We start from the raw sequence: 25,094 nt of genomic DNA on the forward strand, positions 1-25,094 counted from the left end.
AAATGATGGATCAGCCACAGACCCGCCTGCTCAACCTCACCTCCGGGCTGTTCCCGGCGGCGCGGCAATGGCAGCGCCTGGCCGGCGCGCGCCTGGCCGGCTACGGCATCAGCAGCGGCTGCGTCGGCCCGCTGCTGATGATCGGCCGCTCCGGCGGCGGCATCCGCCAGGTGGCGCTTGCCCAGCAGCTGGGCATGGAAGGCCCCTCGCTGGTACGCCTGCTCGACAAGCTGGCCACCAGCGAATTGATCCGCCGCGAATGCGACGCCAGCGACCGCCGCGCGAACCTGCTGTGGCTGACCGACAAGGGCCAGGCGCTGTTCGTGCAGCTGGAACAGGAATTGATCGCGCTGCGCGCCGAAGTGCTGTCCGGCTTGCCGGACAAGGACATCGAGGCGGTGCTGCGGGTCTACCAGATGCTCGCGGAGGCTGTGTCCCGGCTCCCCTGATCCACCGCGCTCCCAGTCCGGCGACGGGCCGCCATGGCGGCCCGTCTCCCGTTACGGGTGCCTCCCACCCGCGGCCACCGGCCGCGAACCGGCAGGCACTCGCCCCACCCCAGCCAAAGCCATCGCCATGTTCGGAGAATTCAACCTCTACGGGGTCTTCATCCCCACCCTGCTGCTGCTGATGCTCATCGCCTACCTGCTGATGAGCGGACTGCAACTGCTGTTGTCGCGCGCGGGCGCCTACCGCCACGTGTGGCACCCGCCGCTGTTCAACCTGGCGGTCTACGTGCTGCTGCTGGGCGGCCTGTTCGCATTGATGCAGGAGCTGCGCGCATGAACCGCCTCGCCCGCCATGCCCTGCCGGTCGCCCTGACCCTGCTCGCGGTCATCGCCGCCGCGTTCGTGCTGAGCCATCTCTGGCATTACTACATGGATGCGCCGTGGACGCGCGACGCCCACATCAACGCAGACGTGGTGCAGGTGGCGGCTGACGTCTCCGGCCTGGTCACCGAGGTGAAGGCCCACGACAACGAGCCGGTCAAGCGCGGCCAGCCGCTGTTCGTGGTCGATCCGGCGCGCTACCGCATCGCCCTGGAGCAGGCGCAGGCGGCGCTGGCCGAGCGCCGCGCCGCCGTGGCCGAGGCCGAATCCTCGGCGGCGCAGCTGCGCCGGGAGATCGCCCGCGACCGCAGCCTGCAGGACCTGGTGGCGGCCGAGGACGCCGAGGTGCGCCGCGCCAGGCTGCAGGCCGCCGAGTCCACGCTGCAGGCGGCGCGCTCGGCGGTGCAGACCGCGCAGGCGGCGGTGGACCTGGCCGCGCTCAACCTGCAGCGCACCGTGGTGCTGAGCCCGGCCGACGGCACTCTCACCGACCGCATCGTGCGCAATGGCGACTACGTGACCGCCGGCAAGCCGGTCACCGCCGTGCTCGACGCCGGCTCGTACCGGGTGGACGGCTACTTCGAGGAGACCCGCCTGCGCCGCGTGCGCCCCGGCCAGCGCGTGGAGATCCACCTGATGGGCGACGACCGCCCGCTGCAGGGCCACGTGGCCAGCATCGCCGCCGGCATCGAGGACCGCTACCGCAGCAACGGCGACAGCCTGCTGCCGAACGTGACCCCGGCCTTCGACTGGGTGCGGCTGGCCCAGCGCATCCCGGTGCGCATCGCCATCGACACGATGCCCGCCGACGTGCGCCTGATCGCCGGGCGCACCGCCACGGTCAGCATCCGCGACGACGGCGCCGGCGACACCCGCGGCGACGCGGACCAGGCGGCGCGGCCATGACCGCCCGCCTTCCGCGAATCGCGCTGGTGCTGGCACTGGGCGCGCTGAGCGCCTGCGCCACGGTCGGCCCGGACTACCGGCTGCCGGACGCGGCGGCGGCCAATCGCAGCGAGGCCCAGGGCGCCTTCCTCGACACCGGCAACGCCGAGGTCGCGCCCGGCCAGCCGCTGCCCGAGCGCTGGTGGTCGCTGTACCAGGACCCGCTGCTCGACCGCCTGGTCGAGCAGGCCCTGGGCGCCAACGCCGGCCTGCGCGCGGCCAGCGCCAACCTGGAACGCGCCACCGCGGTGTACGAGCAGGCGATGGACGCCGGCGGCTTCGACTACGAGGTCGAGGCCGAAGCGCAGCGCGCGCAGGTCTCGGCCGAATCGTTCCTGCTCAGCGAGAAGCTGCCGGTATTCAACCTCGGCAGTGGCGGGCTGAAGATCTCCTACGACTTCGACCTGTTCGGCAAGCTGCGCCGGGCCAGCGAGGCCGCCCGCGCCGACGCGCAGGCGACCCAGGCGGCACTGGACCTGGCCCGGGTGAGCGTGGCCGCGCAGGTGGCCGGCAGCTACCTGGAGATCTGCAACGCAAACCACGAGCTGGCCATCGCCCGGCATTCGGTGGAGCTGCAGCAGCATGGCCAGCAGGTCGCCCAACGCCTGTTCGACGCCGGCCGCGGCACGCGCGTGGACGTGACCCGGGCGCAGGCCCAGGTCGCCGCGCTGCAAGCGGCGCTGCCGCCGCTGCAGGCGCACAAGCGCGCGGCCGAGTACTCGCTGGCGGCGCTGCTGGGCAACACCCCGGGGCAGTTGCCCGAGGGGGTGGACGACTGCGCCCAGGCACCGCAGCCGAGCCGGCCGATCCCGCTCGGCGACGGCCGCGCGCTGCTGGCGCGCCGGCCCGACGTGCGCGCGGCCGAACGCACGCTGGCGGCCGCCACCGCCCGCATCGGCGTGGCCACCGCCGAGCTGTACCCGGACATCCGCCTCGGTGCCTCGGCCGGCGCCGCCGGCCTGCTCGAGGACTTCGGCCAGCCGGCGACCCAACAATGGTCGGTCGGCCCGCTGATCTCCTGGTCGATCCCGTCCGCCGGTGCCCGCGCCCGCGTACACGCCAGCGAGGCCGGGGCGCAGGCGGCGCTGGCCCACTTCGACCAGACCGTGCTCGACGCGCTGCGCGAGACCCAGACCGTGCTCGACGGCTACGCCCAGGACCTGCAGCGGCTGCAGGCGCTGCGTGCCTCGCGCGATGCCGCGCAACTGGCCGCCGAGCAGAACCGGCGCCTGTACCAGGGCGGCCGCGCGCCGTACCTGGCCAGCCTGGACGCGGACCGCACCCAGGCCGGCTCGGACGCGCAGGTGGCTGCGGCGCAGGCCCAGGTCTCGCAGGACCAGGTGAAGCTGTTCCTCGCCCTGGGCGGCGGCTGGCAGCAGGCCGCGGCCACGCCGTGAGCGCAGGAGCACCGCGATGCTGCTGACCGACAAGCGCGCCTGGCTGTTCTCGGCCAAGCTGTACGTGGCCGCGGTGGCCACGCTGGGCATCAGCCTGCTCGGCAACCTGTCGCGCCCGTACTGGGCCATGGCCACCGTGTACGTGGTCTCGCAGCCGGTGCTGGGCATGACCCGCGCGCGCGGCATCTACCGCATCCTCGGCACGCTGCTGGCGGCCGCGGCGGTGGTGTTCGCGATGAACTACGTGCAGACCCCGCTGCTGATGAGCGCGATGCTGGCGATCTGGCTCAGCGGCTGCCTGTTCGTCGCGCTGCTGCACCGCGGGCCGTCCGGCTACACCTTCATGCTGGCCAGCTACACCGCCGCGTTCATCGGCTTCCAGGCCGTCGCCACGCCCGACCAGATCTTCGACATCGCGGTGGCGCGCAGCGAGGAGATCATCCTCGGCTCGCTGTGCGCGGTGATCGTGGCCTCGCTGGTGTTCCCGGCCTCGGCCAAGCCGGCGATCAACAGCCGCATCGGCAGCTGGATGGACGATGCCGCACTGTGGGCGCAGCAGGTGCTGGTGGGCCGCAAGGGCCAGGACGGCAACACCTCGCGGCGCTCGCTGCTGGCCGCCGACCTGGCCCAGTTCGACGCGCTGATCACCATGGCCCGCTACGACGATCCGCGCCATGCCGAGGCGCACGTGCAGATGCAGGAACTGCGCATGCGCATGCTGGCGCTGCTGCCGGTGCTGGGCTGGATCGGCGACCGCCTGGGCAACCTGCGTGCGCACCGGGCCGACCACGCCGGGCAGGGCCAGCTGCTGCAGGACATCGCCGACTGGATCGGGCACAAGGACGCGCCCGATGCGGCCGCGGTCGCGCAGCTGCGGGCGCGCCTGCGCGCCCTGCGCCCGGAGCCCTCCTCGGACATCGACACCCTGCTGGCCAACAGCCTGCTGCTGCGCCTGGACGAGCTGGTCGAGCTGTGGAGCGACTGCCGCACGCTGCAGCACGCCATCGCCCAGGGGCATTCGGGCAGCCGTCCGCGCAACTTCTTCCGCATCGACCTGGGCCGCATGAACGTGCTGCGCGAGCGCCACGTCGATTTCCCGATGATCGGCTTTGCCGCGCTCAGCGCCGGCGCCAGCCTGTTCTGCTACTGCGTGCTGTGGATCGGCATCGGCTGGCCGGGCGGCGCATACGGGGCGATGCTCGGCGCGGTGGTGTCCGCGTTCTTCGCCGCCCAGGACGACCCGGTGCCGAGCATGCTGCGGATGTTCGCGTCCACGCTGGTCTCGCTGGTGCTGGTGGCCTTCTACGAATTCGGCGTGCTGCCGGCGGTGCACGATTTCGGCTCGCTGGTGCTGGTGCTGGCACCGGCCTTCCTGCTGCTGGGACGGCTGGTCTACGATCCCAAGACGATGCCGTTCGCGCTGCCGATGACGGTCAACCTGGCCACCCTGCTCAACCTGCGCAACACCTACAACGGCGACGTCCAGTCCTTCCTCAATTCCAGCGTGTCGATCGTGATCGGCGTCGGCTTCGCCATCGTCATGACCCGGCTGTTCCGCTCGGTGGGCGCGGAATGGAGCGCGCGCCGGCTGGTGCGGCGGGCGTGGACGGTGATCGCCGAGGCCGCCGCCGGGCACGGCCTGCAGGACCGCGAACTGTTCACCGCGCGCATGCTCGACCTGCTCGGCCAGCTGGCCCCGCGCATGGCCGCGGTGTCGGCCAGCAGCGGCCTGGCCGCCGTGGACCTGCTCGACGAGATCCGCGTCGGCCTGAACGTGATGGAGTTGCGCCGTGCCCGCCGCCTGCTGCCGGCCGCCAACGGCACGGTGATCGACCGCTTGCTCGAACAGGTCTCGGCGCACTACCGGCAACAGGCCGCGCAGGCGAGCAGGCTGCCGATCGCCGAGACCCTGCGCCGGGACCTGGATGCCTCGTTGGCGCGGGTGCGCTCGCTGCCGGCCGGGCAGGGCCGCGACGAAGGCCTGCTCGGCCTGGTCGGACTGCGCCAGTCACTCGCCGGCGCACCGGCAACGGAGCTGGACCCGGCGGCCAGCACCTCCTGAGCCCGGCCGGCACGGCCGCGCAGGCGCCGGGGCTCTTCGTTACCGGGATTCATCGAATCCGGCAGGGCGCCGGATCGGTCTTGTCGTCTGCATGCCACGCGCGCCGCGGCGGCCGGGTCACACCAGCGAGGACGCGTGCTCGAGCACGTAGTCGCAGGCCTTGTCCTTGACCTTGCCGGACACCGAATCCAGGTTGAAGGACTTGCCGTCCCCGCCCTGCAGCACGCCTTGCAGGCCGCTCTGGTAGCCGGTGTCCTGCTGCGCCTCGCCGGTGCCGCCCACGCCATACCTGGACAGCAGCTTGTCCTTGACCGAGGCCACCGCGTCGCCGGACAGGTACTTGCGCTTGACGCAGTACTCGAGCACGCCGGCCGCGTTGCCGGCGCTGTCGCCGCTGATGGCGGGCAGCGACAGCCCGCCCAGCGCCCCCAGCCCGGCGCCCTGGCTGCCGGACTGGCCGGTCGCCTGCGAGCCGTTGCCCAGGGAATCCTTCAACCCCTTCAGGTCGATCGCGGATGCGGAAGCGGCCAGGCCCAGCAGGGCGAAGGCGATCGGGATGCGTGGATGCATGCAGTGTTCTCCTGGTGGACGGCGGGAACCCCTGGTCCCGGATGGATCATGGCCACCATGACATATGTGGCACGGGGCCAGGTACCGCGCGCGGCGATCGCTTACCTGTAGAGCTGCGGCCGGGAGGCAATCGGCAAGCTTGGCCGGCCTTTCATTAATTTGCCGTGTTGTTACCGATAAAGATTCGTATTAACATTTATGACCGAGTCAGCCAGCCGGCGCTCGCCCGGGCATCGCCAGCGAGCATCCCAATCCAGCAACCCGTCACGTACTCCAGCCGTCGCCAGAGTGCCTAGCTTCCTCACACACTCCGGAGACATTACGTGTCCAGCGCAACCCCCTATTCCCGTCGCGTCCCTGCCTCCAGCCTGCTGGCTTCGGCCATCGCGCTGACCCTGTCCGTCCCGGCCCTTGCCCAGGACCGCGGCGACAGGTCCGCCACCACGCTGGATACCGTGACCGTCACCGCCGCCGGCTACGAACAGAACATCAAGGAAGCGCCGGCGACCATCACCGTGATCTCCGCCGAGGAGATCAAGAAGAAGTCCTATACCGACATCACCGACGTGCTCAAGAACGTGCCGGGCGTCCACGTCCAGGGCGGCGGCGTCGAGCAGTCGATCATGATCCGCGGCATGAGCGCGGACTACACCCTGTTCCTGATCGACGGCAGGCCGATGCAGGACAACCAGGCGTTCGGCCTCAACGGCGCCCAGGCCGGCACCCCGATCAACTTCCTGCCGCCGCTGGAATCCATCGAGCGCGTCGAGGTGATCCGCGGCCCGGCATCGTCGCTGTACGGTTCGGACGCGATGGGCGGCGTGATCAACATCATCACCAAGAAGGTGGTGAACGAGATCGGCGGCAGCATCACGTCGGAATACATCAAGTCCGGCCCCGGCAACGAAGTCACCAACGACGGCTTCCAGACCAGCATGGCATTGAACCTGCCGATGGTGGAGGACGTGCTGTCGATGCAGCTCACCGGGGCGTTCCGCAACCAGGACGAGGCCGATTTCGTCGGCGGCGGGGACAGCGCCGCGGCCGATCCCGAGTTCAAGCGCAAGAACCTCGGCGCCAAGATCAGCTGGAAGCTCGACGACAGCAATTCCTTCACCTTCGGCGGCGGCCGCACCACGCAGGAGCGCTGGCACAGCCCCGGCAGGAGCCTGGCCATCGACGAGGAGGCCACCTACAGCAAGTCGCTGCGCGACAACTACTTCGTCACCCACGACGGCCGCTACGACCAGCTGTCGTGGAGCACCTACCTGGACTACGACACCTCGGAGAATCCGACCCGGGTGAACGCCACCACCGGCAACGGCATCGACTTCGATACCTTCAACGCCAACACGCAGGCGACCTGGTTCCTGGACAGGCACACGCTGGTCGCCGGCGCCACCTACAAGAAGGAAAAGCTCGAGGACGGCGCCACCAACGGCATCAACCTGCCCGGGATCGTGGTCCCCACCGACGTCGTCAAGATGGAGCGCTCGCAGTACTCGGTGTTCGCCGAGGACAACTGGCACCTGACCGACGCCCTCTCGCTGCTGCTCAGCGGCCGCTACGACGACAGCGACGACTTCGGCAGCCAGTTCAGCCCGAAGGTCTATGCGGTCTACAACATGACCGACAGCCTGACCATCAAGGGCGGCGTCACCTCCGGCTACAAGACCCCCAGCCTGCGCATGGCCGCGACCGATTTCGGCAGCACCTCGATGGGCGGCGTGATCATCGGCAACCCGGCGCTCAAGCCGGAAACCACCCTGAACTATGAGGTCGGGCTGAGCTACACCAACGACCCGGGCGGCATTTCCGGCAGCCTGACGGTGTACAAGACCGACTTCGAGGACAAGATCCTGCGCACCGGCCGCGTCTGCCTGCAGAACGTGGAGTGCGTCTACAAGGGCGTGACGTACCCGGCCCACCAGTACGGCTACACCTCCTACGAGAACATCGACACCGCCAAGCTGAAGGGCCTGGAGTTCACCCTGGACTGGAAGATCCTGGACACCCTGACCTACCGGCACAGCTACACCTATGCCGAGACCGAGCAGACCTCCGGCACCTACAAGGGCAGCCCGCTCAACGACATTCCCGAGCACATGTTCAACGCCCTGCTGGACTGGCAGACCACCGACAAGCTGGGGCTGTGGGCACAGGGCAACTATCGCGGCAAGACCTCCGGGCGTTCCGTGGCGGCCAGCGGTTCCGGCACCAACGACGTCAAGTATCCGGCCTACACCTTCTTCGACGTGGGCATGGTCTATGCCGCTTCGGACAAGCTCAGGCTCAAGCTGGGGCTGTACAACGTGGCCAACAAGACGGTCACGCCCGAGGACGGCTTTGCCTACGTGCTGGACGGCCGCCGCTACAGTGCGTCGATCAGCCTGGACTTCTGACAGCCGGCGCGTACGCGGTCCGGCGGGCGCCTGCCCGCCGGGCCACGACGCGTCGCGCGCCGGGTAACGCATGGCCACCAACAGGACCGACGGCTACACCACCGACGTCAGCTACCCTGCATTCTTCTACAAGGAGATGCAGCCGCTATGGCTCACCTCCGTGGCGCGCCTGCTGGGCCTTGCCGCGCCCGACCCGGCCCTGCCGTTCACCTTCTGCGAACTGGGCTGCGGGATCGGCATCAACCTGCTGGTGGCCGCCGCCAGCCACCCGGACGCGCGTTTCGTCGGCGTCGATTTCAACCCGGCGCACCTGCAGACCGCCCGCGATGCGGCACGTGCCGGCGGCCTGGAGAACATCGAGTTCGTCCATTCCGGCTTCGCGGATTTTTCCAGCAGCAACCGCACACAGTTCGATTTCATCGCCACGCACGGCGTGTGGTCGTGGATCGCGCCGGCGCACCGGGCCAGCCTGCTGGCCTGCGTGGCCGCCAGCCTGAAGCCCGGCGGGCTCTTCTACCTGCACTACATGTGCCATCCCGGCTCCACCGACATGCTGGCGGTGCAGCACTTCCTCAACGTGTTCTCCCATCACGTCCCGGGCACGTCGGCCCAGCAGGCGCGGACCGGGCTGGAGCTGTTGCGCCAGCTCGGCGAGGCGGGCCTGTTCGTCGACAAGCCGGCGGTGCTGGCGCGGCTGCGCAAGCTGGGCGAGCTGGACCCGAGCCACCTGGCGCACGAATTCCTCACCGACCACTGGCATCCGCAGCATTCGGTGGAGGTGCACCGGCAGGTGGGCGCGGCCGGCCTGAGCTACCTGGGCAGCGCCGACGTATTCAACAACCTCGATCCCCAGCTTTCCATCCCCGGCAGGCTGCAGGGCGTGGTCAACCGGATCGCCGCGCCCGCCCTGGCCGAGACGGTCAAGGACATGGCCCGCAACAGCCACCAGCGCATGGACCTGTTCCAGCGCGAGCCCCGGCCCCTGGGCCGGGAAGCACGCCTGGCGCAGCTGGACGCGATCGTGTTCAAGCTGCTGCCCGGTGCACCGACGCAGGGGCCGTTCTCGTTCGCCACGCCGATCGGAAACATCGAGGGACCGGCGGAAATCCTCGCCCCGCTGCTGCAGCGGCTGGCGGCAGGCCCGGCCTCCTTCGCCGAGCTGGCGCGACTGCCGGCCCTGGCGGGACAACCGGGGCTGTTGCTGCAGTCGCTGCAGCTGCTGATGTTCCGCGAGATCGTCCACCCCGTGAAGCCGGTGCCGACGCCCGGCAACCCCCATGCGCAGAAGCTGGCGCAATGGTTCGAACGGCACGGGATCTCCCTGCGCCTGGTGGACGAATGCGCCACGGCGGTCGGAAACCCGTCATGAGGCCGCTGCCGGCTTCGTTGCCGCGGCAAGCCGGATGCGCCTGCCGCCGGGTGCCGCTGCGCGAACGCGCGGCGCCTGCCGGCGCTGCAGGACACGAGCGATTCCAGACGACCTGACCGGCGTCGAACGCCAGTCCGCATCGAACCCTGCCTCGTCCGCGCGAAGGCGGGAACCGGGCGACTTGCAGGGCAGCCGCGCCGCTTTCGCGGGCACGGCGCATGGACGATCGGGAGCAGGTACGGCCGCCCCTCGACGACGAGCGGGTTAACTGAAGCCGGTGCCATACCCGCTAGACTTGAGGGCAGTGATCCACGAAGCCGTGCCATGCCCCCCATCAAGCAAGAAGCGCACACGCTGATCGACGCGCTGCCCGAGGCCGCCGGCTGGGACGACGTGGCACGCGTCGTCGACGATGCCCGGTTCCGCGAAGCGGTCCGGGAAGGGATTGAGGCCGCGGACGGGGGCGCATTCGCCGGCCCGGAGCGGGTGAAGGCGATGTTCGCCAGATGGGGCATCGATGTTGCGGCGTGAGTGGACCGTCGCGGCCGCCCACCAGTTCGAACACGCCCAGGATCGCTACCACACCCTCAATACGGCCGCGGCCGCGGCGATGGCCCGGCGGGTCCTGCAGGCGACACGCAAGCTGGGCGATCAGCCCGGGCTGGGTCGACAGGGCCGGGTGCCGGGGACGCGGGAATGGATGGTCGGCCAGACGCCGTACCTGCTCGTGTACCGCGTGCAGGGCGATGTGCTGCAGCTGCTGCACGTCCACGTCCAGGACTGGGTGTACACGGCCGAGCCCACGATCGAACGCCTGGAGCCGTGGCTCGCCGCGCTGATCAGCCTGCTGCTGCACCTGCTGATGGTGTTCGCCCTGCTGTTCGCCTCCAAGCCCACCATCAGCACGCCGCAGGGCACCGCCAGCGGCGGCAGGATGAAGGTGGATTTCATCGGCGAGACGTCCCAGCCCGAGCAGCCCGCGCCGCCGAGTCCGCCGCCAACACCCGCGGCCTCGCCCGTGCAGTCCACGCTGGTCGAGCAGGCCAAGAACCCGCTGCCGCCCGACGCGGCGCCGAGGCCCGACCGCGTGACGCCGCCGCGCCCCACCCGGCCCCAGCAACGCCCGAGCACGCCACAGCCGCCCGCACCCGCCCCGCGCCGCCCCGAGACCTGGACCGGCCGGCCACCGGGCATGATCGAGCAAGACATCGGCGCCGCGGACGACGGCCTGGCCGACACCTCCACCATCAGCCAGGGCTACCGCAACGACCGCAGATCCGGCGAGCCCAGCATGGAAGTGGGCGGCTACCAGGTCTACTACGACCTGCGCAGCCAGACCCAGCTGCGCGCATGGAAGGAGCAGGGCATGGAGGAGATCGCCATCATCCTGCCCGGCACCCAGTACCGCATGGTCTGCCCGCTGCAGATCGCACTGGACCGCGGCTCCGGCAGCTGCCGCCTGCTGCCGCCGGACTCGCCGGAACTGCAGGCCATCGGCGATGCCCGCGAGGTCATCAACATGATGGAGGTCTACCGGCGCGGCGAGCCGGTCTGGCGCGGACCGGGGCCGTACCGGTAAGCCCGCCGGGCGAAACGGGGAGCGGAACGAGTGCCCCTCGGACATCGGGCAGTTGAGGGCCGGGATGGCCCGCTTCGCCCCCTGCCCCCTGCACGGCCGACCACTGCGGACTCAGGTGCCGGGATAGTGGCCCGCGGCGATGTCCTCCAGTAGCGTCGCCTGCCGCGGCTCCCAGCCCAGCAGCGCACGCGTGCGTGCGCTGGAGGCCGGCGCGTCGGCGGCGAAGAACATGCCCAGCCAGCCGAAGTGCAGCTGCGCGCGTTCGGGCGGGATCGATTCCACCGGCACGTCGAGGAAGCGGCCCAGCGCGGCCGCGATGTCGCGCGTGGCGATGCCCTCTTCGGCCACCGCGTGCAGCACGCTGCCCGGCGTCGCGGTGTCGATGGCCAGCTGCACCAGCTTGCCGGCGTCGAGACGATGCACCGCCGGCCAGCGGTTGCGGCCCTCGCCGATGTAGCCCGAGACGCCCTTCTCGCGCGCGATGCGCGCCAGCACCGCGACGAAGCCGTGGTCGCCGCCGGCGCCGTGCACCGTCGGCGCGAAACGCACCACCATCGAGCGGATGCCGCGCTCGGCCAGGCCCAGCGTGTAGGCCGCGTTGGCGTTGCGCGGATGGCTCTGCGCGCCCGGCATGTCCTGCTCGGTGCCCACGCGCCCGGCCGCCAGCCCGAGGGTGCCGCCGGCGATCAGCAGCGGGCCGCCCGTGCCCTGCAGCACGTCGGCGAACGCCTCGATGGCGGCGCGGTCGGTCTGCGCCGCGGCGGCCATCTGCGAGAAGTCGTGGTTGTAGCCCAGATGCACGACGCCCTCGGCCTGCGCCGCGGCACTGCGCAGGCTGGCCGGATCGTCCAGGCTGCCGCGCACCGCCTCGGCGCCCAGCGCGACGATCCGCTCGGCGGACGCGTCGCTGCGGGCCAGGCCGAGCACGTGGTGCCCGGCGGCAATGAGTTCCTTGACGCTGGCCGAGCCGATCCAGCCCGAGGCGCCGGTGACGAGAATGCGCATGACTGCTCCAGTTATGTCATCGAGTGACTTCACTATACGCCTATGATGTCACTCAGTGTCAACACCAAAGGAAACGCATGGCTCGCTGGAAGCCCGATGCCGAAAGCCGCTTCCGCGCCGCGGCGCTCGAACTGTTCGCGGAGATCGGCTACGAGCAGACCACCGTGGCCGCCATCGCCGAGCGTGCGGGGCTGACCGCGCGCACGTTCTTCCGCTATTTCAGCGACAAGCGCGAAGTCCTGTTCAACGGTTCCGAACGGCTGCAGCGGACGATGGTCGACGCGCTGGCCCAGGCCCCGGCCGAGGCGTCGGCGGTGGAGGCGGTCGCCACCGCCCTGGTCCGCGCCGGCGACTTCTTCGACGACGAACACCGCCCCTACGCGCGCCTGCGCAGCACGGTGATTGCAGCCAACGCGGAGCTGCGCGAGCGCGAGTTGATCAAGATGGCCACGCTGTCGGCCGCGCTCGCGCAGGCGCTGCGCGAACGCGGCGTCGGCGAACCGGACGCGAGTCTCGTCGCGGAAGTAGGCATCGCCGTGTTCCGGATCGCGTTCGCGCAATGGGTCGGCGAATCCGAGCGACGCAGCTACCGCGAGATCGTGAGCGGATCGCTGGCGCGGCTGCGGGCGCTTGCGGCTTGAGTCGCCGAAGCCGGCATGAGCGTCTCGTCCTTCCACCAGCATTTCAAGGCCATCACCTCGCTGTCGCCGTTGCAGTTCCAGAAACACCTGCGCCTGCTCGAAGCGCGCCGGCTGATGCAATCGCAGGGCAGCAACGCCAGCAGTGCTGCCTACGCCGTCGGCTACCAGAGCGTGCCCCAGTTCACCCGCGAATACGGGCGGCTATTCGGCCGCCCGCCCGTGGCGGATACCCGTGCGGCCATGGCAAAAACGGAGGTTGGAGCCGAGTTATGAAGAGAGGGGTTCTGCTCTGACTCCTGCTTTCCAAGCCAACGTCGAGAGGTTGGCGCACAGACTGCGTGCGGTAGTCTTGGTGTCCACCCTGACATCGACAGTCATCAAGGAAATGGCGGCATACGCCCGCTAAGTCCATCGACAGTTTGTGGGCCTTGGCCGTGTACTTATCGGGTGGTGGTTCTCCCACCACGGTGGCCTACTGCCGCAGTGTGGACCATCCCATGCCGCTGGAGGCAGCGATGGAGGGCGCTGCGACTGAGATGGGGATGGTGTCCTTCAGGCACCCCAGCAAATCGTCGAGCGGCAGCAATGTCTTCTGACGGAATGCCACCACGATGGCCTCCTTGGCCGGTGGCAGCCCCGTACTCTTGGGCACACCGTGAGTCCCATTGAGGCATCGACTGTTGTGGTCCGCCTCCTCCATTTGGCTACGGTCTTCGGATTTCCGTAGCGGGCGGCAAGGGCCCGGGTGTTTTCTTGCGACGCTTGGAACTCGGCTCGAATACACGGCGTCGTACGGGCGCTACCGTGAAGAACACTTCCCACAGGGCATCCTTCTCTTGACGACTTAGGGATGATGCACCACTACAAGTTGGGACTACACACCTAGGACCCGGGCTCCCCCTGCAGCGAAGTGATGCGGATGTCCTCGAAGCTCGCTGCGCCCTGCTCGGCGAAGACGGCGACGCGGTCGTCGTCCAGGGCCGGGAAGATCAGGTCGGTGACCACGGCACGGCCGCCGCCGGCGAAGACTTCCACCGAACCGCGGTCCACCACCACGCGCAGCCGCAGCGTGCCCTCCTCCAGCGGCAGGTACACGACGTGCTGCTTGCTGAAGGCCGGCGAGAAGCCGGTGTCGCCGGATCGGGCGCGGTCCACGGTCAGCGTGCCTTCGGCGGTGTCGTAGAAGATCCGCGTGCCCACCGTGCCATCGGCCGAGCCGCGTACCACCAGGCCGGCGCGCCGCGCCGCGCCGGGGCGGATCGCCAGCGCGATGTCCTGCACGGTGCCGCGTGCGCGAGGGCCCAGGTCCTCGGACGCCGCCTCCACCGTCACCGTGCCGAAGCTTTCCCCGTGTCCACGCTGTACCCGGCGCGCGTACTCGTCCACTGGCGCGTGGACCAGCCGCGGCGTGCCGTCGATGGTCTTGAGCGCGAGCTGGCGCGGCAGCGTCATCGCACCCCGCCACGGCGCGGTCGGCACCTGCGCGGCGTAGTCCCAGTTGCCCATCCAGGCGATGGCCACGGTCCTGCCGTCGGGGACGTGGGCGAACGTGCCCGCAGCGTAGAAGTCCGCGCCGTGGTCCAGCCACAGGTAGCGCGACGGATCCGAGTCCGGCGGCGGCACGTTCTCGGCGGTGAAGACGGTGCCGTCGAAGCGGCCGACGAAGTACTGCGCGCCGCTGCCGCCGGCGATCGACCACGGATTGACGTTGACGATCATCACCCACTTCACGTTGCCGGGGTCGCCGTCCAGCGGCAGCGGGAACAGGTCCGGCATCTCCCACAGCATGCCCGGCTTCCGGATGCCGAGCGGGCCGAAATCGCTGAGGAATTCCCAGTCGATCAGGTTCCTCGAACGGTAGATCTTCACCACCTGCGCGTCGGCCACCACGGTGGTCATCAGCCAGTAGCCGCCCGCGGCGTACCAGCTCACCTTGGGGTCGCGGAAGTTGCGCGACTCCGGCTGCAGCGTCAGCACCGGGTTGCGGGCGTATGCGTGCCAGCTGGCGCCGCCGTCGGTGCTGTAGGCCAGCGATTGCGCCTGGATGCCCGCCTCGTGTCCGGAGCCGGCCTTGTAGGCGCTGGTGTACAGCGCCACCAGCGCCGGGGCGTCGGCCGAACCCAGTCCGGAGGTATTGTCCCGGTCGACCACGATCGACCCGGAGAAGATCTCTTCGGTGGCGGTCGCGGGCATGGCCACGGCGTGTTCCTGCCAGTGCAGCAGGTCGGCGCTGCTGGCATGCCCCCAGGACATGTTGCCCCAGTCGTTGCCGTGGGGGTTGTACTGGTAGAACAGGTGGTAGCGGCCCTGGAAGTACACCAGGCCGTTCGGGTCGTTCATCCAGTTGCGCTGCGGGGTGTAGTGCAGCAGCGGACGCCATTGCGGGGTGCCGCCGGCATCGGCGGTCGGCGCATCGCCGGCCGCCGAGCATGCGCCAGCCGAGGCCTGCACCGCACAAATCAACAGCATCCGGGTCAAAGCCTGATTCACGGCGCAATACCTCGTTTTCATCGGCCGCTAACGAAAATACGGAACATTAATTCCGCGCGCCCATTAATTTCATCGAGCCTGAACCTTCCGGGGCCCGCCAATTACGGCTGCGTGAAGACGTTTACCTCTTGTTTTCGTTAACAAATCTCCGCTTGCCAGGCAATTGCAGCCGGTGCTAGCACTGGTTCGCGCCGTGCAGCGAGCGGCGCGCCCATCCCACCCGGAGGTGCGTCATGGAGAGAACGTCCCTTAGATACCAGAATGGATATCCACACAATGTCTGCAAATGGATATCGGGCTTCACGATAGCCGGCCTCGCCTGCGTCGCATCGGCGCAGGATGGATTCCCCGCACCGACGCCGCACAGCCAGCAGGCCTACCACCCGGAGGCCGCGTTCACCTCGCGCTGGACCCGTGCCGACGCGCGCCAGATCGAGGCGATGTCCGACCCCACGGTGGCGCCCGGGCAGAACTCGATGCCGCCCTGGCTGACGATGCCGGACATCCGCGCCGACTTCCCGCAGACCGATCCGAACGTGTGGGTGTGGGACACCTGGCCGCTGGCCGACATGAAGGCCGACCAGATCAGCTTCAACGGCTGGGAGGTCATCTTCACCCTGACCGCCGACCCGAACGCCGGCTACCTGTTCGACGACCGCCACACCAACGCGCGCATCGGCTACTTCTACCGGCGTGCGGGGATCCCGGCATGGCTGCGCCCGGCCAACGGCGGCTGGACCTATGGCGGCCACCTGTTCCCCGATGGCTCCAGCGTGCAGATCTTCGGCGATACCCCGCTGACCCAGAACGCGGAGTGGTCCGGTTCGGCGCGGCTGATCAACAACCAGGGCGGCGTGAGCCTGTACTACACCGCGATGGCCTTCAACCGCACGCCCCAGGGGCAGGACATCACCCCTGCGGTGGCGATCATCGCCCGCACCGACGGCCGCCTGCACAGCAACGGCCAGCGCGTGTGGTTCAGCGGCTTCGACCAGCACCGCGCGCTGCTGCAGCCGGACGGGGTGTACTACCAGACCGGCGCGCAGAACCCGTTCTACAACTTCCGCGACCCGTTCCCGTTCACCGACCCTGCCCATCCGGGCAAGGTGTACATGGTGTTCGAGGGCAACACCGCGGTGACGCGCGGCGCGCGCGCCTGCACCGAGGCCGACCTGGGCTACGCCGCCGACGATCCCTACCGCGAGGACCTGGAGCAGGTGATGGATTCGGGCGCGACGTTCCAGATGGCCAACGTCGGCCTGGCGGTGGCCACCAACGCCGCGCTGACGCAATGGAAGTTCCTGCCGCCGATCCTGTCGGCCAACTGCGTCACCGACCAGACCGAGCGCCCGCAGATCTATCTCAAGAACGGCAAGTACTACCTGTTCACCATCACCCATCGCTCGACCTACGCGGCCGGCGTGGACGGGCCCGATGGCGTGATGGGCTTCGTCGGCAACGGCATCCGCAGCGATTTCCTGCCGCTCAACGGCGGCAGCGGGCTGGTGCTGGGCAACCCCACCGACCTCAACGGTCCCATCGGTGCGCCGTTCGCGCTGGATCCGGCGCAGAATCCACGCGCGTTCCAGTCGTACTCGCACTACGTGATGCCGCACGGCCTGGTGACCTCGTTCATCGACGCCATCGGCCCGCGCCGCGGCGGTGCCGAGGCGCCGACGGTGCGCATCTGGATCAATCCGACCACCACCGCGCTGGACCAGCACTACGGCCGGGAAGGCCTGGGCGGCTATGGCGATCTCCCTGCCAACCGGCACGTGCTGTGGGGCATCTCGATCGGTCCGTTCGATGCGACCGCCCCGGTCGACAGCCTGGCGGCCGCGGACTGATCGTGGCGGCAGGCAAGGTCCCGTCTCCGAGCCGGGCGGGACCTGTCGGGAATCCCGATGCCCCACCCTGCTCCTCGCAGAGCCGAGCTTGTGCGCGCATCCCCTTTTCGCGGGCTCGGCCGGGGCCGTGCCGGGAAAGCCCCAGCCGAGCAAGCTCGGCTCTACGGCCATCCCGCCTCTGCAAGCAGTGCACCTCGCCTCGCGCGCGGCGTGGCACGTCCGGCGTTCCAGCGTGCGGGCCGGGGAACACGCAAGCTGGGACGCCTTCATCCGGACCGAGAAAAGACGCCTGCCGGCGACCGGGTCCCCGGGCCGGACCGGCTCAATGGAAATCCCGCGACTCCACCTGCAGCTCGCCCAGCAGTTCGCTCAGGTCGTATAGGTCGCCGGCGACCAGGTGCTCGACGCCATCCACGCGCTCCCAGCGGCCGCGCACCGCCAGCAGCCGCGACTCCAGCAGCGCGCGCCGGCACCGCAGCGTCAGCTGCGGCCAGACGATCACGTTGATCATGCCGTGCTCGTCCTCCAGGGTGACGAAGACCGTGCCCTTGGCGGTGCCCGGGCGCTGGCGCTGGGTGACCAGCCCGGCGACGTGCACGCCGCAGCCGTGGTGGCGCGTGCGCAGTTCGCGCAGGCCGAGGATGCGGCGTTTGCGCATCTGCGGGCGAAGCAGCGCCATCGGATGCCGCTGCAGGGTCAGCCCGGTGCTGCGGTAGTCGGCGAGGATCTCCTGGCCGACGCGCGGCGCCGGCAGTACCGCCTCGGCCTCGCGCGGGCTGCCCTGCAGCAGCGGCCGGCGCGGCTCGACGCCGGCCACCGCCCAGCGCGCGGCGTTGCGGTTGCCGGCCAGCGCCTGCAGCGCGCCCGCCTCGGCCAGCGCGCTGCGCGCCTTGCCGTCCAGCCCGGCGCGCAGGCACAGGTCGGCCACGCTGGCGAACGGCGCCTGCGCGCGCGCCTGCACCACCGCCGCGGCCGCCGCCTCGGACAGGCCCGCGACCTGGCGCAGGCCCAGGCGGATGGCCGGCTGCGCGCCCGGCTCATCATCGCTGCGCCAGCGCCGCCCGCCCACCAGGGCGTTGTCCCAGTGGCTGTGCATCACGTCCACCGGCAGCACCTCGACCGCCGCCCGCGCGCCGTTGCCGCGGCGCGCGTCCTGCACGATCTGGCTGGCCGAGTAGAACCCCATCGGCTGCGCGTTGAGCAGGCCGCAGTAGAACGCCGCCGGCTCGTGGCGCTTGAGCCAGCAGCTGGCGTAGACCAGCTTGGCGAAGGAGGCGGCATGGCTCTGCGGGAAGCCGTAGGAGCCGAACCCTTTGATCTGCTCGAAGATCTGGTCGATGAAGGCCGAGGCATAGCCCTTGCCCTCCATCAGTTCGCGGATCCGCTTGCGGTGCGGCTCCATGTCGCCGCCGCGGCGCCAGGCCGCCATCGAACGGCGCAGCGCATCGGCTTCGTCGGGCTTGTAGCCGGCATGCATCACCAGCTCCATCACCTGCTCCTGGAACAGCGGGATGCCCAGGGTCTTGCCGAGGATCGCCTTCACCCCGTCGGAGGGATAGCTCACCGGTTCCTGGCCCTGCCGCCGGCGCAGGTAGGGATGCACCATGTCGCCCTGGATCGGCCCGGGGCGCACGATCGCCACCTCGATCACCAGGTCGTAGAAGGTCGCCGGCTTCAGCCGCGGCAGCATCGCCATCTGCGCGCGCGATTCGATCTGGAACACGCCCACGGTGTCGGCGCGCTGGATCATCGCGTAGGTCGCCGGGTCCTCGGCCGGGATGCCGGCCAGGTCGAAGTCGCGGCCGCGGTGCGTGCGCACCAGGTCCAGCGCCTTGCGGATGCAGGTCAGCATGCCCAGCGCCAGGCAATCGACCTTGAGCAGGCCCATCGTCTCCAGGTCGTCCTTGTCCCACTGGATGATGGTGCGCTCGGCCATGGCCGCGTTCTCCACCGGCACCACGGTGGACAGCGGCGCGTCGGAGATGACGAAGCCGCCCACGTGCTGGGACAGGTGGCGCGGGTGGTCGACCAGCCGCGCGGTGATCGCCAGCACCCGCGCGATCAGCGGGTTGTCCAGGTCGAAGCCAGCCTCGGCGATGCGCTGCTGCATCGGCGTGTCGCCGTTGCCCCAGCCGTAGCAGTTGGCCAGCAGCGCGATCTGGTCCGGCGGCAGGCCGAAGGCCTTGGCCACGTCGCGCACCGCGCTCTTGCCGCGGTAGCGGATGACCGTGGCCGCCAGCGCGGCGCGGCCGCGGCCGTACTTGGCGTAGACGTACTGCAGCACCTCCTCGCGCCGCTCGTGCTCGAAATCGACGTCGATGTCCGGCGGCTCGTCGCGCGCCTTGGACAGGAAGCGCGCGATCAGCAGCCGGTTCTCGCCCGGGTCCACCGCGGTGATACCCAGCGCGTAGCACACCGCCGAGTTGGCCGAGGAGCCGCGCCCCTGGCAGAGGATGCCGCGCGAGCGGGCGAACGCCACCACGTCGTGCACGGTGAGGAAGAACGCCTCGTACTTCAGCTCGGCGATCAGCGCCAGCTCGTGCTCGATGTCGGCGCGCACCTTCGGCGGCGGCGCGCCGGGCCAGCGGCGGGCGATGCCCGCCTCGACCAGCACGCGCAGCCAGCTGGTCGGGGTGTGGCCGTCGGGCACCAGTTCCACCGGGTAGGCGTAGTGCAGGTCGTGCTTGAGATCGAAGCGGCAGCGCCGCGCCAGATCCACCGCGGCCTGCAGCAGCGGCGCCGGGTAGATGTTGCCCAGCGCGCGGCGCATGCGCAGGTGGCGCTCGCCGTTGCGGAACAGCTGCGCGCCGGCCTCGGCCAGCGGCACGCCGTGGCGGATGGCGGCGAGCGTGTCCTGCACGATGCGCTCGCGGCGCGTGGCCATGTGCACGTCGCCGCTGGCCAGCGGCGCCAGTTGCAGCCGGCCGGCCAGCGCCAGCAACGCCGACAGGCGCGCGGCATCGTCGCATTCGCGGTGCAGCTCCACCGCCAGAAAGGCGCGCTCGCCGAACAGCCCCTTCAGCCAGCGGCCCTCGCCCTCGTCCGGCTCGGCCGCCGGCAGCCACAGCGCGAACAGGCCGGCGGCCTGCCCGCGCAACTGCGCCTCCAGGTCGGCGCGGAGCAGCCGGTAGCGGCCCTTGGCCGCGGCGCGGCGGGCGGTGGTGATCAGCGCGCACAGCCGGCCGTAGCCGGCGGCATCCTCGACCAGCAGCACCAGCCGCGGGCCGTCGGCCAGGGCGAACTCGCTGCCGACGACCAGCTTCAGCCCGGTCGCCTGCGCCGCCTCCCAGGCGCGCACGATGCCGGCCAGCGAGCATTCGTCGGTGATCGCCAGCGCCTCGTAGCCGCAAGCGCGGGCGCGCGCGAACAGCGCCTCGGCGCTGGAGGCACCGCGCAGGAACGAGAAGTCGGACAGGCAGTGCAGCTCGGCGTAGGCCGGCCATCCGTCGCCGGCGGCGGCCTCGTGGACGACCGCGTCGTTGGCCGCGGCCTGCAGCCGCGCCCTGACGCCCCAGGAGCGCGGCGCACGGCCGCCGGGGGTGTCGCGGTCCACGCCGTCGGGCACATCGTCCCAGCTCATGCGAACCACCCGTGCAGCATCCAGCCCTCGCGCTCGCCCGGCGGCACGAACGCCCAGGCGCGCTGGCCGTGCGCGGTCTCCACCACGTAGTAGTCGCGGCGCGCCTCCTCGCCGTCCCACCAGCCGCTCTCCAGCCGCTCCGGGCCGGAGACGATGCGCAGCCGGCGATCGCGCAGCGGCACCGGCTGCGGCAGCAGCCAGGCCGGGCGCGGCGGCCGCGGCGGGGCCTGCGCCGGGTCCAGCGCGTCGCCGACGCTGCGGCGCCAGGCGCGTTCCGGGCGCGGGTCGGCGGCCGGCTGCACCCGGTACACCGCCTCGTCGCCCAGGCGTGCGCGCAGCCGCTCGCGCAGCTGCGGCCAGTCCAGCGCCTGCTGCGGGCGCGCATCGAACAGGTCGCGACTGGCCGGCACGAACGGCGGCAGCTGCCGCGCCAGCAGCCGCAGCCCGGTCACCGCGCGCGGGATCTGCGCCCGCTCCAGGCGGTTGCGCGCCAGTTCGAACAGCATCGCCGGCGAACGCTCGGCCGCCAGCAGCCCGACCTCGATGTCGGTATGGCCCTGCTCGTGCTCCAGCCGCAGCAGGAAGCGCTGCACGCCGCCGTCGCGGATCGACAGGCAGGTGCACAGGTCGCCGATCAGCCGCCGCAGCGGGAACAGCAGCGCGGTGTGCGTCTCCACCTCGTAGTCCATCTCCAGCCGCGCATCGAAGCGGTCCGGCGGCGAATAGCACGGCAGCGGGTCGTCGGCCTCGCCGTAGAGCCGGCGCAGGTGCTCGGCCAGGCCGGCGCCGAAGCGGCGGCGCACGCCGTCGCCGGGCAGCGCGCGCAATGCGCCCAGGGTAGCGATGCCCATCCGCTGCAGGCGCTCGCCGGCATCGTCGGGCAGCGCGGCGCGGCGCACCGGCACCGCATCCAGCAGCGCGCGCAGCGCCGCCGGCTGGGTCACCGCCAGCCCGTCCTTCAGCCCGGCGAGCACGCGCGCGGCGCGCGGCGTCGGCGCCAGCGCGAGGCGATGGCCGAACCCCAGCAGCGCCAGTTCCTCGCGCAGGCGCCGCTCGAAGCGCGGCCACGGCCCGAACAGGCGGAAGCTGGCCTGCACCTCCAACACGATGGCGCGCGGCCACTGCGCGCTGACCAGCGAACTGTGGCGGTAGGCCCAGGCCGCCAGGAAGTGCTGCCAGTGCGCCTCGGCCTGCGGCTGGTGCTCGACAGTGCGCAGGCCGGCCAGCAGCGCGTGCGCGGCCGACAGGCGCATGCCCGGCCGCAGTCCCGCCTGCGCCGCCGCGTCATTGACCGCATGCAGGCGGCGCAGCTGCGCCGGCCCTTCCACCAGCGCCAGCGGCGCGGACGGATCGGGCAGGCGGCGCAGGACCGCGTCCAGCGCCAGCTGCGGCAGCACGATGCAGGCCCAGAGCATCGCCGCGCCTCACCGCGCCAGCCGCAGCGGCCGCGACGGCAGCTGCCCGCCGCGGCACTTGTGCACCCGCCACGCATCCTGCTCGGCCAGGTATTCCAGCCGCAGCGCGGCCGGCGAGGCATTGACCGCGTGGCGGCGGTCGCGCAGGGCGAAGCCGCAGCAGTCGCCGCTGTCGGCCGCCACCTGCAGCCGGCGCAGCACGCGCGCATCGGCGGTCTGCGGCCAGCCGAGCACGGCGGCGCAGCAGCCGCTGCGCAGGCACTGCTCGAATGCCCACAGCGCATCGAGCGGCTCGGCCTGGATCACCTCCATCGCCGCCAGCTCCACCCCGCCGGCCTGCCAGGCCGGCGCATACGGGATGTACGGCGGCGCCACCAGCACCACGCGGCCGCCGCCGGCGGTCATCCGCGCCAGCGCGGGCAGCAGCAGGGCGATCTCGCCGACGCCGTCGGCCGGCAGCAGCAGCTCGGTCAGCGCCTTGCGCGGCCAGCCGCCGTCCGGCAGCGCCGCGTCGAGCGCGGCATGGCCGGTCGGCTCGCCGCCGTCGGCATGCGTACCGCCGCGTCCGGCGCGCCAGACCGTGCGCGCCGCCAGCAGCTCGTCCAGGGCCGGTATCGCGCCCATGCTCACGGTCGGTCCTGCGCGCCGCCATCGGCCTGCTGCGCAAGGCGCCGGCCGCCGCCAGGACTGGCCGTCCTGGCAAGGTCGGCAACGCGGCGATGCGGGTCGGGGGCAAGTGCAGTGCCGACACGCGGGCGTGGGCGCGATAGCGAGACTCCGGCCATCGTCAGCCCTGGCGGATCAGGCCGCAGTAGAGCCCTTCGATGGCGAAGTCGGCATCGGCCGGCACCACGATCGGCGCATGCGCCGGGTTGCGCGGCAGCAGGCGGATGCCGTCGCGCCCGCGCTCGAGCCGCTTGATGGTGATCTCCTCGTCCAGCCGCGCCACCACGATCTGGCCGTCGCGGGCATCGCCGCTGCGGTGCACGCCGACCAGGTCGCCGTCGAGGATGCCGTCGTCGACCATCGAGTCGCCCTGCACCTGCAGCAGGTAGTCCGGGCGCAGCGAGAACAGGCCGCGGTCCAGCCACAGCTGGCGGTCCAGGCCGATGTCGGCACCGATCGGGCGGCCGGCGGCCACCCGCCCCAGCACCGGCAGCATCAGCGGCGGCTCCTGCCCGCTGCCGGGCAGGCGGATGCCGCGCTTCTGCCCGGGACGAAGCTCGACCAGCCCGGCCTCGGCCAGCGCCTGCACGTGCTTGTGCGCGGAATTGCGCGAGGCGAAGCCGAACTCGGCGGCGATCTCGGCCAGGCTGGGCGCCGCGCCGCGGGCGATGCGCTCGCGCACGAAGGCCAGGATCGCCGCGCGCGGGGAAGGAAGGTCGCTCATGGTGTACATATGTACACCGATGCCAGGGCAAAAGCGAGCCGCCGATCCGAGCGCCGGCACAGGCCATGGACGTCGTGCGACGAGCCGATCGCGGGGCCGTGTCCGGGCGGGGCAAGGCGGGTACCGGGGCCCTCCTGATGGAGCAAGGCGTGGTCACGGCGCGCGACCCGAGACGCGCTTCGCCCGCCGGGCCAGCGGGCCGCGTGGATCATGGATCATGAGGACGGCCGGGAGCATGCCCGCCGATGCAGGATGCGCGGGCCGCAGCGCATCGGACGAAGCCGCCGCTCAGCGTTCCTGTCCGCCGGTGCGAGATTCTCGTTGCCATGGACAGCAAAAAAGCCGGAAGCCTCGATCTCGGCGTTCCGGCCTTCCTTGGGTCTTCCCTGCAGGGAAGCTGGTGCGCCTGGAGGGATTCGAACCCCCGACCAATGGCTTCGGAAGCCACTACTCTATCCGGCTGAGCTACAGGCGCATCGGACGCGCATTCTAACGGCAAAACGCCGTCGCGGTCTGCCCCCGGTCCGATCGCCGCGCCGGCGCGCGCGGCGGCGGCGGGCTGCTAACCTTTCACGCATGGACCAGGAACGCTACGAAACACGCGCCGCCGAGCCGCCCGGCCGCTGGCGGCTGTACTGGAAGCTGATGCGCGCCGATCGCCCGATCGGCACGCTGCTGCTGCTGTGGCCCACCTGGTGGGCGCTGTGGCTGGCCGCCGACGGGCTGCCGCCGCTGTGGACGCTGCTGGTGTTCAGCGCCGGGGTGTGGCTGACCCGCTCGGCCGGCTGCGTGATCAACGACTACGCCGACCGCTGGCTGGACCCGCACGTGGAGCGCACCCGCGACCGCCCGCTGGCCAGCGGCGCGCTGTCCGGGCGCGAGGCGCTGTGGCTGTTCGCCGCGCTGATGCTCGTCGCCTTCGCGCTGGTGCTGACGATGAACCGGCTGACCATCGCCCTGAGCTTCGTCGGCCTGTTCCTGGCCGCCAGCTACCCCTATCTCAAGCGCCACACCTACCTGCCGCAGGTGTACCTGGGGATGGCGTTCGGCTGGAGCATCCCGATGGCCTTCGCCGCCGTGCAGGGCACGGTCCCGCCGCTGGCGTGGCTGCTGTACGCGGCCAACATCCTGTGGTCCACCGCCTACGACACCTGGTACGCCATGGTCGATCGCGAGGACGACCTGAAGATGGGCTCCCGCTCCACCGCCATCCTGTTCGGCGACATGGACCTGGTGGCGCAGGGCGTGCTGTACGGGCTGATGTTCCTCGCCCTGGCGCTGGTGGGCGCGCGCGCGCAGCTGGGGCCGTGGTACTGGCTGGGGCTGGCGGTGGCGGCGGTGCTGGTGGCCTACGAGTTCATGCTCGCGCGCCGGCGCGAGCGCGGGCCGTGCTTCCGCGCCTTCCTGCACAACAACTGGGTGGGCATGGCGGTGTTCGCCGGGCTCGCGGCGGCAGTGATGACGCGCTGACGCCGTGTCCACCGGCGCCGCGATTGCGCTGCCGAGATTGCAACCGGCCCGATCAAGAAACGGCCATTGCGTCCTAATACAAAGGTACAGCAGACGCTGATG

The 25,094-nt window shown here is 70.9% G+C and carries 19 protein-coding genes, 1 tRNA gene and 2 pseudogenes; 13 read left to right on the top strand and 9 right to left on the bottom strand.

Annotation, left to right across the window (positions count from 1 at the left end):
* Positions 1-5 precede the first annotated feature (5 nt).
* The 5 genes from LRX76_RS17310 (at position 6) to LRX76_RS17330 (ending at position 5,234) form a co-directional block, all read left to right on the top strand.
* Complete coding sequence (locus tag LRX76_RS17310; RefSeq protein WP_231806879.1) at positions 6-449, top strand: MarR family transcriptional regulator; 444 nt, start codon at positions 6-8, stop codon at positions 447-449.
* 127 nt (positions 450-576) lie between these two features.
* Entirely contained in the window at positions 577-786 is a 210-nt protein-coding gene (locus tag LRX76_RS17315; RefSeq protein WP_231806880.1) for a DUF1656 domain-containing protein, read from the top strand.
* Positions 783-1,736: an HlyD family secretion protein gene (locus LRX76_RS17320; protein WP_231806881.1), complete on the top strand. Its 954-nt coding sequence runs from the start codon at positions 783-785 to the stop codon at positions 1,734-1,736. Before LRX76_RS17315 ends, LRX76_RS17320 begins: the two co-directional genes overlap by 4 nt.
* A complete protein-coding gene (locus LRX76_RS17325) occupies positions 1,733-3,172 on the top strand; it encodes an efflux transporter outer membrane subunit (RefSeq protein WP_231806882.1) in 1,440 nt (479 codons plus the stop codon). Before LRX76_RS17320 ends, LRX76_RS17325 begins: the two co-directional genes overlap by 4 nt.
* Before the next feature lie 16 nt (positions 3,173-3,188).
* On the top strand, positions 3,189-5,234 hold the full coding sequence (locus tag LRX76_RS17330; protein WP_231806883.1) for an FUSC family protein: 2,046 nt from the start codon (positions 3,189-3,191) through the stop codon (positions 5,232-5,234).
* A 117-nt stretch (positions 5,235-5,351) separates the two neighbouring features.
* Here LRX76_RS17330 and LRX76_RS17335 read toward each other — a convergent pair whose 3' ends face one another.
* The gene (locus LRX76_RS17335) at positions 5,352-5,804 is read right to left on the bottom strand and encodes a DUF2501 domain-containing protein (RefSeq protein ID WP_231806884.1); all 453 of its coding nucleotides are present in this window, start codon (positions 5,802-5,804) and stop codon (positions 5,352-5,354) included.
* A gap of 323 nt (positions 5,805-6,127) precedes the next feature.
* Between LRX76_RS17335 and LRX76_RS17340 the strand changes: the two genes are divergently transcribed.
* The 4 genes from LRX76_RS17340 to LRX76_RS17355 all read left to right on the top strand — a co-directional run bounded on the left by LRX76_RS17340 (position 6,128) and on the right by LRX76_RS17355 (position 11,154).
* Entirely contained in the window at positions 6,128-8,206 is a 2,079-nt protein-coding gene (locus LRX76_RS17340; RefSeq protein ID WP_231806885.1) for a TonB-dependent receptor, read from the top strand.
* Between the two features lie 70 nt (positions 8,207-8,276).
* Positions 8,277-9,575, top strand: coding sequence for a class I SAM-dependent methyltransferase (locus LRX76_RS17345; RefSeq protein ID WP_231806886.1), 1,299 nt, complete (start codon positions 8,277-8,279; stop codon positions 9,573-9,575).
* Positions 9,576-9,899: 324 nt separating this feature from the next.
* Entirely contained in the window at positions 9,900-10,106 is a 207-nt protein-coding gene (locus LRX76_RS17350; RefSeq protein ID WP_231806887.1) for a hypothetical protein, read from the top strand.
* Complete coding sequence (locus tag LRX76_RS17355) at positions 10,093-11,154, top strand: type II toxin-antitoxin system RelE/ParE family toxin (RefSeq protein ID WP_231806888.1); 1,062 nt, start codon at positions 10,093-10,095, stop codon at positions 11,152-11,154. The genes LRX76_RS17350 and LRX76_RS17355 overlap by 14 nt, the downstream gene beginning before the upstream one ends.
* 111 nt (positions 11,155-11,265) lie before the next feature.
* Here LRX76_RS17355 and LRX76_RS17360 read toward each other — a convergent pair whose 3' ends face one another.
* Positions 11,266-12,159, bottom strand: coding sequence for an SDR family oxidoreductase (locus LRX76_RS17360; protein ID WP_231806889.1), 894 nt, complete (start codon positions 12,157-12,159; stop codon positions 11,266-11,268).
* A 77-nt stretch (positions 12,160-12,236) separates the two neighbouring features.
* On the opposite strand from LRX76_RS17360, the gene LRX76_RS17365 reads away from it, so the two are divergent.
* Both LRX76_RS17365 and LRX76_RS17370 read left to right on the top strand, forming a co-directional pair.
* Positions 12,237-12,800: a TetR family transcriptional regulator gene (locus tag LRX76_RS17365; protein WP_231806890.1), complete on the top strand. Its 564-nt coding sequence runs from the start codon at positions 12,237-12,239 to the stop codon at positions 12,798-12,800.
* A gap of 9 nt (positions 12,801-12,809) precedes the next feature.
* Positions 12,810-13,073, top strand: a pseudogene (locus LRX76_RS17370) (AraC family transcriptional regulator); the annotation flags it as partial.
* 218 nt (positions 13,074-13,291) lie between these two features.
* Here LRX76_RS17370 and LRX76_RS17375 read toward each other — a convergent pair.
* Positions 13,292-13,622 (bottom strand): annotated as a pseudogene (locus tag LRX76_RS17375) (IS481 family transposase); the annotation flags it as partial.
* Positions 13,623-13,682: 60 nt separating this feature from the next.
* A complete protein-coding gene (locus LRX76_RS17380) occupies positions 13,683-15,290 on the bottom strand; it encodes a glycoside hydrolase family 32 protein (protein ID WP_231806892.1) in 1,608 nt (535 codons plus the stop codon).
* Positions 15,291-15,523: 233 nt separating this feature from the next.
* Here LRX76_RS17380 and LRX76_RS17385 point away from each other — a divergent pair, with 233 nt between their 5' ends.
* Positions 15,524-17,137 carry a glycoside hydrolase family 68 protein gene (locus LRX76_RS17385; RefSeq protein WP_231806893.1) on the top strand — a complete coding sequence of 538 codons (1,614 nt, stop codon included), beginning with the start codon at positions 15,524-15,526 and terminating at the stop codon, positions 17,135-17,137.
* A gap of 322 nt (positions 17,138-17,459) precedes the next feature.
* Here LRX76_RS17385 and LRX76_RS17390 read toward each other — a convergent pair whose 3' ends face one another.
* From LRX76_RS17390 to LRX76_RS17410, 5 genes are all read right to left on the bottom strand, one after another.
* Positions 17,460-20,717 (bottom strand): error-prone DNA polymerase, encoded by a 3,258-nt coding sequence (locus LRX76_RS17390; protein ID WP_231806894.1) that lies wholly within the window; start codon positions 20,715-20,717, stop codon positions 17,460-17,462.
* Positions 20,714-22,132 (bottom strand): DNA polymerase Y family protein, encoded by a 1,419-nt coding sequence (locus LRX76_RS17395; protein WP_231806895.1) that lies wholly within the window; start codon positions 22,130-22,132, stop codon positions 20,714-20,716. Before LRX76_RS17395 ends, LRX76_RS17390 begins: the two co-directional genes overlap by 4 nt.
* Before the next feature lie 9 nt (positions 22,133-22,141).
* Positions 22,142-22,756 carry a translesion DNA synthesis-associated protein ImuA gene (gene imuA, locus LRX76_RS17400; RefSeq protein ID WP_231806896.1) on the bottom strand — a complete coding sequence of 205 codons (615 nt, stop codon included), beginning with the start codon at positions 22,754-22,756 and terminating at the stop codon, positions 22,142-22,144.
* A 163-nt stretch (positions 22,757-22,919) separates the two neighbouring features.
* Positions 22,920-23,522, bottom strand: a complete 603-nt coding sequence (gene lexA, locus LRX76_RS17405; protein ID WP_231806897.1) for a transcriptional repressor LexA — start codon at positions 23,520-23,522, stop codon at positions 22,920-22,922.
* A 398-nt stretch (positions 23,523-23,920) separates the two neighbouring features.
* Positions 23,921-23,997 (bottom strand) — tRNA-Arg (locus tag LRX76_RS17410).
* Between the two features lie 101 nt (positions 23,998-24,098).
* Between LRX76_RS17410 and ubiA the strand changes: the two genes are divergently transcribed.
* Positions 24,099-24,992 (top strand): 4-hydroxybenzoate octaprenyltransferase, encoded by an 894-nt coding sequence (gene ubiA / locus LRX76_RS17415; RefSeq protein ID WP_231806898.1) that lies wholly within the window; start codon positions 24,099-24,101, stop codon positions 24,990-24,992.
* Positions 24,993-25,094 lie beyond the last annotated feature (102 nt).

The sequence above is a fragment of the Stenotrophomonas sp. MMGLT7 genome, from assembly GCF_021168555.1.
GTDB lineage: Bacteria > Pseudomonadota > Gammaproteobacteria > Xanthomonadales > Xanthomonadaceae > MMGLT7.